This window comes from Streptomyces sp. CNH287 (assembly GCF_000424825.1).
This window is the reverse complement of record NZ_AUKQ01000034.1, coordinates 1-10,644: the sequence shown is the minus strand read 5'-3', so window position 1 is coordinate 10,644 and position 10,644 is coordinate 1. Positions and strand designations below refer to the sequence as shown.

Sequence of the window (10,644 nt, the reverse complement as noted above, 5' to 3'; positions counted from 1 at the left end):
CCTGCCGGGCGGGGACAAGCTGCTCTTCTTCGAGGGCGGCATCACCTACCGCCTCCTGGTCAACGTCCCCCTGGACAGCCCCGCACCACCAGCCGAGCCGCCGCGCCAGTGGCACTGCACCCCCGACCACCATCCCGACGCGGAACCGGTCACCCACGCCATGCAGTGCACCGTGTGCGCGAAATCCTCCGCCGCCTACACGGACTTCACCGCAGCGCAGCGCTGGGCCGTGGAACACAGCGGACGCCTGCCCACCCACACCCTCTTCCGGGAGATCATCCGCCGCCCCTGGCACACCACCCCCACCACCGGGGAGGCGGGACCGTGAAGGCGCGCGACACTTTCTGGCACATCGGCGTACTCGTCATCGTGCGCGACCCCGCCGGAGCCGTGCTCATGATCGACCACGACGGATGGCAACTACCCGGCGGCAACGCACCCCCCGCAGAACCCGTCACCCGCACCGCCGCACGACAGCTGAAGGAGCAGACCGGACTCACGCCACCCCTGACGCACCTCGTCGGCCTCACGCAGAACCCGGCAGGAGCCATCCTCCTCATCCTGGACGGCGGCACCCTCACCACCGACGAAGTGGCGACGCTACGGGGCGCACCCACGCGGCACGCCTGGATGGCACCCCGCCAACTCCCCCACCAGCAACCCCACATCGCCGCCGCACTCCACGCCATCGACCACGGAAACGAACTCCCCCTGGTCCGCCAGGAAGTTGCGGGGTCGGGCTACTTCGCGTCGGCGTAGACGGTCGCCCGGGAGACCCCCAGGTGGTTGGCGACCACCTCCGCGGCCTTGCGTACGTCCATGTAGCCCTTCGCCTTGAGTTCCCGTATGAGTTCACGGCGCAGTGCGGTGGGCAGGCCGCGGGGGGTGGTGGCCCGCTCCGCCACGAACTGGTCGATGTGTGCGCGGATCGAGGTGGCGTTCACGGGGGCCAGGGTCTCGACGGGGGGTGCGGCGCCGCTGATGCGCGCGAACTGCTCCAGGACTCCGGCCAGGCTCTGGAAGACCGTGAGATCCACGTTCATGCACAAGGCGGCGATGTAGCGCCCGTCGGGGCCCTTGATGCCGATCGAGGTGCTCTTGACCCGCCGCCCGTCCGCGAACTGGTTCGGGTAGTTCGCGATGACCTGCGGGAAGTCGTAGTCGGCGGCGCGCGCGAGGCCCAGTTCCGTGGCGGGGTCTCCCACGGCTCGCCCCGAGAGGTTGTTGAAGATCGCCATGATCGCGTGGTGGGGGTCGCGCAGGTCGTGCAGTACGACCTCGCAGAACGGCCCGAAGGTGTCCCCGAGTCCGCGGGCGATCTCGTGCAGTTGCGCGAGAAGCGCATCCTCGGATTGGTCAGCGATGACAGCCATGATCGACATTTTGTCGACTTCTGTACTGCCCGTCAAATCAGGGAGGGGAGGGGGCGCCGCTCGCCCCCTCCTGCTCACAGGGCCTTTGCCGTCTGCGGCTGCGGGAGGCCGGCCGCTTCCGCCGCGTCGGCGTCGGGCTCGGGCTCGGGCTCGGCGTCGGGCTCGGGGGCGTTCCGGGCGACGACGGCGGTGGCGATGCTGTTGCCCAGGATGTTGGTGGCGGTGCGGCCCATGTCGAGGATGGGGTCGATGGCGAGCAGCAGCGCGATCCCGGCGGCCGGAACGCCGAAGGAGGGCACGACGGCGGCCATGATGACCAGCGCCCCGCGCGGGACCCCGGCCATCCCCTTGCTGCTGACCAGCAGCAGGGCGATCATGGCGATCTGCTCGCCCATGCTCATGTCGACGCCGTAGGCGTTGACCAGGAAGACCGACGCGAACGTCATGTAGAGCATGGTTCCGTCGAGGTTGAACGCGTAGCCCAGCGGGAGGATGAAGCCCGTGGTGCGCCTGTCGATGCCGTAGCGGGTCAGCGATTCGACGAGCTTGGGGAAGGCGGCCTCGGTGCTCGCCGTGGAGAACGCGATGAGCATGGGTTCGCGGACCGCGGCGACCAGAGAGAAGACGGCGCGGCCCAGGAAGAGGGCCGCCGCGGCCACCAGGAAGACCCACAGGGACGCCATCGCCCCGTAGAAGCTGGCGATGAAGGTGCCGTAGGTGGAGAAGGCGGAGAGGCCCTGCGAGGTGAAGGACGAGGCGATGGCGGAGAACACGCCCAGCGGTGCCGCCTTCATGACGTAGCCGGTGATCTTGAGCATGAGCGGGACCAGCTCGTCGATGAGCCCGGTGATCCTGGTCTGGCCTTCCCGCTGCAGGGCCAGCAGGGCCGTGCCGACGAAGACGCCGAACACGAGGATCTGGAGGGCCTGGTTCTCGGCCATGGCGGAGAAGAAGCTGTGCGGCACGATGTCGCTGACGAAGGCGTAGTAGTCGATCGACTTCGCCTCCAGGCCGCTGTCCTCGTCGCCGGTGGCCTCCAGGTTCAGCCCCCCGCCGACTCCCAGCGCACGCGCGGCGACGAAGCCGAACATGCCGCACAGGAGGGAGGCGGTCAGGAACCAGAGCATCGCGCGGGCGAAGACCGACCCGATGCCGCGCACCTTCGCCGCGCCCGTTATCCCCGCGACGATCACCGCGAAGATCAAAGGTGCGATCACCATCTTGATCGCGTTCAGGAACAGGTCGGTTATGGTGTCGAAGATCCTGGTGAGATCCGCTCTGGCGGCCTCGTCGGGCATGAGGGCATGACCGGCGAGGCCGACACCGAGTCCGAGCACGAGTGCCGCGATGATGGTGACCGTCGTCTTGTTCATCAAGGGAGGATTCCCTCCACGTCTCGCCATTGAGATCGCCTCGTTTCTTGGGCATCTTGGCCGCACCGCGCGAAGGCGGTGCGCGTTGACGGTTCGCCGGATTGCCGGGCGGACCAGCGGGCTTGGAGCCCCTCACGAGGTGGGCGGCCGGCTTGCGGGCGGCTGCCGGAGCCGTCCGCGTACGCCCGGCAGGGGGAGGGCCGGCCGTCTTGCGCGCGCAGGCACCGGATGCCGCACACTGCTCGGCCGCCCACCTCGTGGGGTGGTTCTTACTGAAGTGCGACCGCCTCGATTTCGACGGCCGCGTCGTAGTGCAGCTCTTTGACTCCGGCTACGGCGCGCGCGGGACGGTGGGCGCCGATCCACGCCGAGTAGACGTCGTCGAAGACGTCCCAGTCCTGGATGTCGGTGACGTAGACCCGGACCTGCACGAGGTGGCTCCGGGTCAGGCCCACCGCGGCGAGGCAGCCGTCGAGATTCGACAGGACCTGCTCCGCCTGGGTGCGGAAGGGCTTGTCGGTGACGGACACGCCGTCCGCGCCGACGGGGAGCTGGCCGGAGATGTAGGAGATTCCGTTGACGCTGCTCACGTGGCTGTAGTGGCCCAGCGGCGGCGTCAGGCCCGGTGCGTTGGTCAGCCGCATTCCGTTATCCGTGTTCTGCGTTGACAAGGGAGATACCTGCCTCTTCTGCGTGGACCTGTTTCGGGGCCCCCGGGACCCGAACGGTCGGTGTCGGTGTCCTGATGTGAAATCGACAAGCGGCGGCACCTGCCTGTGGTGGCACGTGGGCGCCGCTGGAACTCCCGCGGGGCCGCGGTCAGTCGATGATCTTCGCCATGCTCTCCGCCGCCTTGATGCCTGATCCCGTCAGGACCAGGACCGTCGTCTCCCCGGCGTTCAGCAGTCCCTGTTCCACCAGTCCGGGTACGGCAGCCGCGGTCGTGGCGCTGGTGGGTTCCGTGTAGAGGCCCTGGGCGACAAGCTCCCTGGTGGCGGAGATGATCTCGCTCTCGGAAACGGCCTGGAACCCGCCCTGCGACGCGGAGACGGCGGCGAGGACCTCCCGGTCGCGTACCGGGCGGGAGATCGAGGTCCCCTCGGCGAGGGTCTTGCGCCACTCCCCCTGCGCCGCCTCCGGCAGTCCCTGGGAGAACGCCTTCGCCAGCGGGCTGCACAGCTGCGGCTGAGCGGCCAGGATGCGCGGGATGCGCGCCACCTGCCCGGCGCGGAGAAGCTCGCTGAAGCCGATCCACAGTCCCAGCACGGAACTTCCCGCACCGGCGGGGACGACGACGTTGTCCGGGGCACGGAACCCCAGGTCCTCCCAGAGCTCGTAGGCCATCAGCTTGATTCCCTGGAGGAAGAAGGGGTGCCAGTTGTGGCTGGCGTAGAAGATCTGCGACGACTGCCGTACGGCCTCGCTCGCGGTGTCCTCCCGCGTTCCCGGAACGATCTCGATCTCCGCTCCCAGAACCCTGCTCTGCAGGATCTTCGCGCTGGAAGTCCCCTCCGGCACAAGGATCTTGGCCTGCATGCCCGCCGCCGCGGCGTAGGCCGCGACCGAGGACCCCCCGTTTCCGGAGCTGTCCTCGAGAATCCGCTCGATTCCCTGCTGCCGGAGCATCGAGACCATGACCGAGGTGCCGCGGTCCTTGAAGCTCCCGGTCGGATTGAGCCACTCCGCCTTGACCTGGACCTCGAGTCCGCCCGCGCGGGCGGGCAGCAGCGGGGTGCACCCCTCCCCCAGACAGACGCGGCGGGTGGCGGCGGGAAGGGGCAGGGCCGCCGCGTAGCGCCAGTGCGACCGCTGCGAGGAGTCGATCTCGACACCGCTGATCCCCTCGAGGCCGGAGACCATCAAAGGGGCGCCGTCGTCTCCGCGCCACCGCGGTTCGCCGAGGGGATACCGCGTGCCGTCGCGGCCGTAGAGGTAGGGCTCGGTCCTGTGCGCCATCACTGTTGATCCTCACTGCCCGACCGGTCGGGACATCCAGCACGAGATGTTTCGTCTAACCATAGACGTATCGTCTAGATGTGCAAGAGGTGTCAACCAGCTTTCGCGCCGGTCTTCGGCCAGGACCGGACAGAAGGAGGCACAGGCGGGGGCGACAGCTCATGACAAGGCCCCCACCGCCGGGCGGTGGGGGCCTCGCGAGGCGGCGTCAGGCCGCGTGGCGGTCGAAGGCGGAGCCCAGTTCCTGGACCAGAGCCCGCCGCGCACCTTGCGGCAGAGGTTCAAGGCGGCGGCCTGCCGCCCGGAGCCGTGGAGGGCCACCATGGCCGGGGCGGTTCCCCGGGTCAGTCCAGGAGCATCAGGTTCAGCATGCGGGGGCGCCACTGGTAGTACGACTGGAGCTTGAAGTACTCGCCCGCGGGTGAGGCGGTGACGGCGTAGACGAACCTGCGGTCCTCCTCGGGGTCGGTGTGCGGGGCGCTCTTGATGAACTGCTCGATCCTGGGTTCTATCTCCACCGGCAGCGCGGTGGGGTCGGGGGTCATCACCGCGAGGCAGAGCCGCTCGACCTTCAAAGAGTCCCAGCTGAGGGTGACGTAGATGCCGAACGCCTGCTCGCCGAGCCTGAGCATCTGCTCGCTGGGGGCCGGCAGCCCGAGTTCGTGGAGCATCGAGGTGACGTTCTCGGGGACGAAGCAGGCGGCGGGCGGCTGGCCGAAGTAGATGTTGACCGTCTTGTGCCGGTAGTCGATGCCGATCAGGCTCGCCTTGTCGTGCAGGTCGTGGCGGGTGAAGAAGTCGAGGTTGGCGGCCAGGCTGCGCGGCATGGCGGGCAGCTGGGCGAGCTGGGCCAGCTGCTGGAGGTCGTCGGGAGGGAAGAAGGACCAGGACTTCTTGAAGCCGCCCACCACCCCGAAGTCGATGCCGTGGCTGTCGACGGGGAACCTGGCCTGGAGGTCGGCCAGGAGGGAGCCCACCGGATGGTCCGTCTTGGCGGTGAGCCCGCGGGAGAGGGCCAGGGCGTAGGGGTCGACGTCCTTGGGGAGCATCGTGAAGCGGCAGTCGAGCTCTCCGGCGTGGCGTGCGCCGGTGGCCACCCTGAAGGCGATGACGGCCTGGTCGAGGGTGTCCCCGTAGGCGGTCAGCACGGGCTCCACCTTCTCCCGCGAGCAGGGCACGTCCAGCAGTCGGGCCGCTTCCTCGATGGCCGGGTAGAGGCCTGCCGGCTGCGCGGTCTGGGACATGCATCCTCCATGGATCGGTCGTGGCGTGGCGTGGTGCGGGCGGGCGGCGGCGGGGCTTCTGGTCAGCGGGCGAGGACCAAGGTGGCGGGCGAGGGGGTGGCCTGGAAGGTGATGTCCTCAAAGCCGGCCTCGGTCAGCCAGTGGCGGTAGTCGGCCCGGCGCCAGGTGCCGCCCTGCTTGCTCTTGAGGAGCATCTCGGAGGCGAAGATCAGCGCGAAGGGCGGGCCGCTGCGGTCGTCCTCGACGACGTAGTCGCACACCACCAGGGTGCCGCCGGGTTTGAGTGCGGCGCGGGCACGGGCGAAGAGCGCCGCGTTCTCCTTGGGGCTCTCCTGGTGGGCGATGTGGGAGTAGACGGCGATGTCGTGGGCGGCGGTGCCGAAGTCGGTCTCGTGGAAGTCGCCGTCGATACAGGTGAAGCGGTCGCCCGCGCCCTGCTGGGTCAGCGTCCGGCGGGCGATGGCGTTGATCGGCGCCCAGTCGAGCTGGGTGGAGCGGGCGGCCGGGTTGAGGCGCAGCCACCGCGAGGAGTAGATGCCCGAGCCGCCGCCGATGTCGAGGATGGAGATCTCGCCGGCCTCCGCCAGGCCCAGGATCTGGGCGGCGGTCTCGGCCACCGGCACCGACTGCGCGGCGATGGCGGGCACCACCTCCTCCCAGTGGGGGTTGTCGGCGACCTCCACGGCGGCATCGCTCAGCGGCCCCCCGGCGCGGACCACCTCGGGCAGGGCGGCCAGGCTGCCCATGTGGGCGAGCTTGAGTTTCGCGAAGCCGCTCAGGCAGGTGGCGTCGCCCTCGATCAGGTAGGCGGCGGCTTCGGCGGTGTTGCCGTAGCGGCCCGCCTCCAAGGTGACCAGGTCCAGGGCGAGGAGCCCGTCCAGCAGGGTCTGGGCGCCGCGCTCGGAGATCGCGGCGCGGGCGGCCAGCTCCCCGGCCGTCTGCGCGCCGGCCTGGAGGTGGGCGAAGAGCGAGTGGCTCGCCGCCGCGCCCAGGATGCCGGTGGCCCAGTAGCCGGTGGCCAGGCGCAGGACGCGCTCTTGGGTGGGTGGGCTGTCGCTCATGCCGGCCTTCCTGAGTGCTGCTGGAGGTGTGCGGGGGTGCGCAGCGCGGTGCGCAGGACCTCCGCGACGCGTTGGACCTGGTCGTCGCTGAGTTCGGCGTGCATGGGGATGGCGAGCTGGCGGGCGAAGAGGTCGGCGGAGGTGGGGCAGGTCTGCTTCGTGGCGTAGACGGGCTGGAGGTGGCAGGCCCAGGTGCCGTGGCCGCAGCCGATGCCTTGTGCGCGCAGGTGGGCGGCGACGGCGGCGCGGTCGATCCGGGGGTCGAGTTTGACCAGGTAGGACTGCCAGGCGTGGGTGCGGTCGGGTGGCACGTGGGGCAGGGTCAGCAGTTCCTCGTCGGCCAGGAGTTCGGCGTAGCGGGCGGCGACGTCGCGGCGGCGCTGGAGGAGTTCGTCGATGCGGTCCAGCTGGACGCGCAGTATCGCGGCGCTGATGTCGGAGAGTTTGTAGTTGTAGCCGATCTCGGTGAACAGGGGGATGGGCAGGCCCACGACCTTGGCCTGGTCGAAGATGCTCTCGATGCCGAAGGAGGAGTGCAGGCGCACGTGTTCGGCGAGGGCGGGGTCGGTGGTCAGCAGGGCGCCGCCCTCGCCGCTGGTGATGCCTTTGCGGCCGTGGAAGGAGAGGCAGGCCACCGGTGCCAGGGCGCCTGCGGGGCGTCCTTGGTAGGTGGCGCCGACCGCGCAGGCGGCGTCCTCGATCAAGAAGAGGCCGTGGCGGTCGGTCAGTTGCCTGAGTTCGGTGTAGTCGGCGGGCAGGCCGACGGTGTCGACGGCGATGACGCCGGCCGTGCGCGGGCCGATCAGGTCGGCCACCGCCTGGGGGTCGATGGTGCCGGTGTCGGGGCGTACGTCGGCGAAGAGGGGGATCGCGTCGAGGTAGCGCACGGCGTGGGCGGGGGCGGGGAAGGTGTAGTCGGCCACGATCACCTCGTCGCCCGGGCGGACGCCCAGTGCCAGCAGGCCCAGATGCAGTGCGCCGCCGCAGCTGCTCAGGGCGACCGCGTCCATGCCGTAGCGCTGGGCCAGCCGGCTCTCCAGGGCCTTGCCCTGGGGTCCCTGCCCGGCCGGCCAGGGCGAGGCGAACACCTGGGCCACCGCGGCCAGTTCCTCCTCGCCCAGGCTCGCGTGCACCAGCGGAACACCGTCCATGGCAGGCACCTCCCTCACGCTCCTTTTTCTTCTCTAGGGGTTTCCGGGCGGGCCGGGGTGCCGTAGCGCAGCGGCGTGATCTGGTGGACGTCGTAGTTCTCGCGCAGTTTCTGGACTGCCTGGGGGTCCACGACCCGGTCGGCCGAGAAGATGTCGCACAGCTCCTCGAAGTAGCGTTCGTGATCGGGCGAGGGATGGCTTTGGAAGAGCATGCGCGTCGGCTCTTCGGTGGGGTTCATGAACGCGTGCGGGCAGTCGACGGGTACGAACATGCAGCTGCCCGCGCCCGCTCTCACGGCACGGTCACCGGCCGGGGACTCCCAGTCCCTCCAGTTCTCCCCGGCGCGCTCGACCGGCTCGAACGCCATGACCTCGAGTTCTCCCTCGATTATGTAGAAGAACTCCTCGGAGCGGCTGTGGGTGTGTGCTCCGACGTTGAATCCCGGGGGCACCACGACCTCGAAGCACGAGGTGGAGGAGCCGTGTGCCTGGGTGACTTTGAAGGTGACTTCCTGCGCCTTCGTGACCAGTTTCCGGCCCTGACCGGGCGGGACGATCAGGCCGTCCATGTGATCTGCCTCCTCGTGGTCTGCACGGCGTCCCTTTGGGCCGGGGATTTCGTGCTCCGCTGTATTCGGTCGGTGTTTCCCGGTGTGTCCGCGCTCCAGCGGCCGACTGCCATCTCGGCGGTGATGCCGGGGCCGAATCCGGCGATCAGCCCGGTGGCGCCGGGGGTTGCGGTGTCTTCTTGGAAGAGCCTGCGCAGTGCGTCCAGGACGACGGCGCTGGCGATGTTCCCGTGCTCGGTCAAGGTGGCCCAGCTGTGCCGGAAGGCCTGGAGTTCGACGCCGAGGAATTTGCTCAGGTCCTCGAGGATGCGGGGGCCGCCGGCGTGGATGATGTAGAAGTCGAGCTTGCCCACGTCCCAGCCGTGGTCGGCGGCCAGTTGGCGCAGTACGGGGGCGAGCGGCTCCATGGTGCCGGGCACGCGGCGGTCCAGCTGGAAGTGGAAGCCGCTGGCGCGTACCGCGTAGGAGATCCACTCCTCGGTGTCGGGGATGAGGTGGGAGGCGTTGCGCTCCAGTGCCATGCCGGCACCGCCGCGGCCTCGTACGACGGCGGCGGCGACCGCGTCGCCGAAGAGTCCGTCCGACAGGAGGGAGCCGATGTCGTCGTCGCCGGGCTGGTAGCACAGCGAGCACAGCTCGCAGGAGACGATCAGGACGTTGGCGCCGGGGTATGCCCGGCAGAAGTCGTGGGCGCGGTTGATCGCTGCGCCGCCGGCGGCGCAGCCCAGCTGCGCGATGGGGATCTGGCGGGTGTCGGAGCGGAAGCCCATGGTGTTGATCAGCCACGCGGTCAGCGAGGGCATGAGGAAGCCGGTGCAGGAGACGTAGATGATCGCGTCCACCTCGCGGGCGGTGAGCTGCGCGTTCTCCAGGGCCTCCTCGACGACTTCGGGGCAGCGTTTCTTCGATTCGATCTCGTAGACGCGGTTGCGTTCTTCGAGTCCTGGATGGCGCAGGGTCTTCTCGATGGGCTGCACGAGATGCCTCTTGCGCACTCCGGTGTTCTGGATCAGGCGCAGTGCCAGGGGAAGTTGCGGCTTCCCCGCGTGTGCTCTCTCAGCAAATTCCAGGGTCTCTTCCATGGTGATGACATATTCCGGAACGCGCACCGACGGCTTGCACAGCGTTGGCATGTCTGGAATCTACCTTCTGTAGAGTCTTCCTTACTTTTCACCCATTTGAGGCGCCGGTTGCCGAAAGCGGGCCGTGCCACGCTCCGAAGGGCGCTGCCGCGCCGCCGAATTCCTCTGCGGCAACGGTGCGGCGGTGCCCTTCGCGTGTTCTACGGCGGCGATTCCACCGCGAATTGCCCGGCCGGCGTCACGCGGTGTTCACCGCGCGCGGGAGGGCCCGTGCGCGGTGGGCGTCCGGCTCGAAGGGGGACGGCGGGTCCGCCACGCGCCCAGGTACCGCCGCGGGGCGGCGGGTTCGCGCGGGGGTGGCCTCTGGTGTCATTGCACTGTCCCTTCGAGTGGGTCGTCCCCGGAGCCTGGATGCGGCCAGGGATCTGGGCGGCCGGGTCCGCGGGGGGTGTCGGGGGCCGGCGGCTGACGCGTCGTGCGGGGGGGGGCAGGCGGGGCTCGGGGCACGCTCCGCCGGCGCCGGGGCGCAGGGGCCGCCTGTGCGGTGGAGGCCGAGGGTGCGCGCCGGTGCGGGCGCGGTGTTTCGGCCAGGGGCCGCGGGGCGGCTGCCGCGCCGGGGGAAGAGGGCGGTCGCGGCCGTCGCGGCCGAGGGGGCGCGCGCCCGGTGCGCCCTTTGGGCCTGGAAGCGCTCCCGTGGGCGGGCCCCGTCTCCGTCAGCTCATGGTCAGTCGTGGCGGTGTCCCCTTTACCCCGCTGCTGCGTGCGCCTCAGCATCGGCCACCGGGCTTGGCCGGGACTGTTCAGCGCCTTGGCGGCGGCTTGGCGGCGGGCGGGG

The 10,644-nt window shown here is 69.8% G+C and carries 11 protein-coding genes; 2 read left to right on the top strand and 9 right to left on the bottom strand.

What is annotated here, in order from left to right:
• Nucleotides 1–328, top strand: a 328-nt coding sequence (locus H299_RS35835) for a DUF7848 domain-containing protein (RefSeq protein WP_486587393.1), incomplete at its 5' end; no start/stop codon positions are given.
• Nucleotides 325–759 carry an NUDIX domain-containing protein gene (locus tag H299_RS37725; protein ID WP_027750395.1) on the top strand — a complete coding sequence of 145 codons (435 nt, stop codon included), beginning with the start codon at nt 325–327 and terminating at the stop codon, nt 757–759. The genes H299_RS35835 and H299_RS37725, both read left to right, overlap by 4 nt.
• Here the strand turns inward: H299_RS37725 and H299_RS0123435 are convergent.
• The 9 genes from H299_RS0123435 to H299_RS35825 form a co-directional block, all read right to left on the bottom strand.
• Entirely contained in the window at nt 741–1,373 is a 633-nt protein-coding gene (locus tag H299_RS0123435; RefSeq protein ID WP_106965854.1) for a PAS domain-containing protein, read from the bottom strand. The genes H299_RS37725 and H299_RS0123435 overlap by 19 nt on opposite strands.
• Nucleotides 1,374–1,447: 74 nt before the next feature.
• Nucleotides 1,448–2,746, bottom strand: a complete 1,299-nt coding sequence (locus H299_RS0123430) for a dicarboxylate/amino acid:cation symporter (RefSeq protein ID WP_051262769.1) — start codon at nt 2,744–2,746, stop codon at nt 1,448–1,450.
• 269 nt (nt 2,747–3,015) lie between these two features.
• Nucleotides 3,016–3,390 (bottom strand): RidA family protein, encoded by a 375-nt coding sequence (locus H299_RS0123425; protein ID WP_027750392.1) that lies wholly within the window; start codon nt 3,388–3,390, stop codon nt 3,016–3,018.
• A gap of 175 nt (nt 3,391–3,565) precedes the next feature.
• Nucleotides 3,566–4,702 carry a pyridoxal-phosphate dependent enzyme gene (locus H299_RS0123420; protein WP_027750391.1) on the bottom strand — a complete coding sequence of 379 codons (1,137 nt, stop codon included), beginning with the start codon at nt 4,700–4,702 and terminating at the stop codon, nt 3,566–3,568.
• 344 nt (nt 4,703–5,046) lie between these two features.
• Nucleotides 5,047–5,946, bottom strand: coding sequence for an aromatic prenyltransferase (locus H299_RS0123415; protein ID WP_027750390.1), 900 nt, complete (start codon nt 5,944–5,946; stop codon nt 5,047–5,049).
• Nucleotides 5,947–6,008: 62 nt separating this feature from the next.
• The gene (locus H299_RS0123410; protein WP_027750389.1) at nt 6,009–7,007 is read right to left on the bottom strand and encodes a methyltransferase; all 999 of its coding nucleotides are present in this window, start codon (nt 7,005–7,007) and stop codon (nt 6,009–6,011) included.
• A complete protein-coding gene (locus H299_RS0123405; protein ID WP_027750388.1) occupies nt 7,004–8,158 on the bottom strand; it encodes a DegT/DnrJ/EryC1/StrS family aminotransferase in 1,155 nt (384 codons plus the stop codon). Before H299_RS0123405 ends, H299_RS0123410 begins: the two co-directional genes overlap by 4 nt.
• 14 nt (nt 8,159–8,172) lie before the next feature.
• Entirely contained in the window at nt 8,173–8,727 is a 555-nt protein-coding gene (locus H299_RS0123400) for a cupin domain-containing protein (RefSeq protein WP_027750387.1), read from the bottom strand.
• Nucleotides 8,715–9,860 carry a type III polyketide synthase gene (locus H299_RS35825; protein WP_199782494.1) on the bottom strand — a complete coding sequence of 382 codons (1,146 nt, stop codon included), beginning with the start codon at nt 9,858–9,860 and terminating at the stop codon, nt 8,715–8,717. Before H299_RS35825 ends, H299_RS0123400 begins: the two co-directional genes overlap by 13 nt.
• Nucleotides 9,861–10,644: the final 784 nt, after the last annotated feature.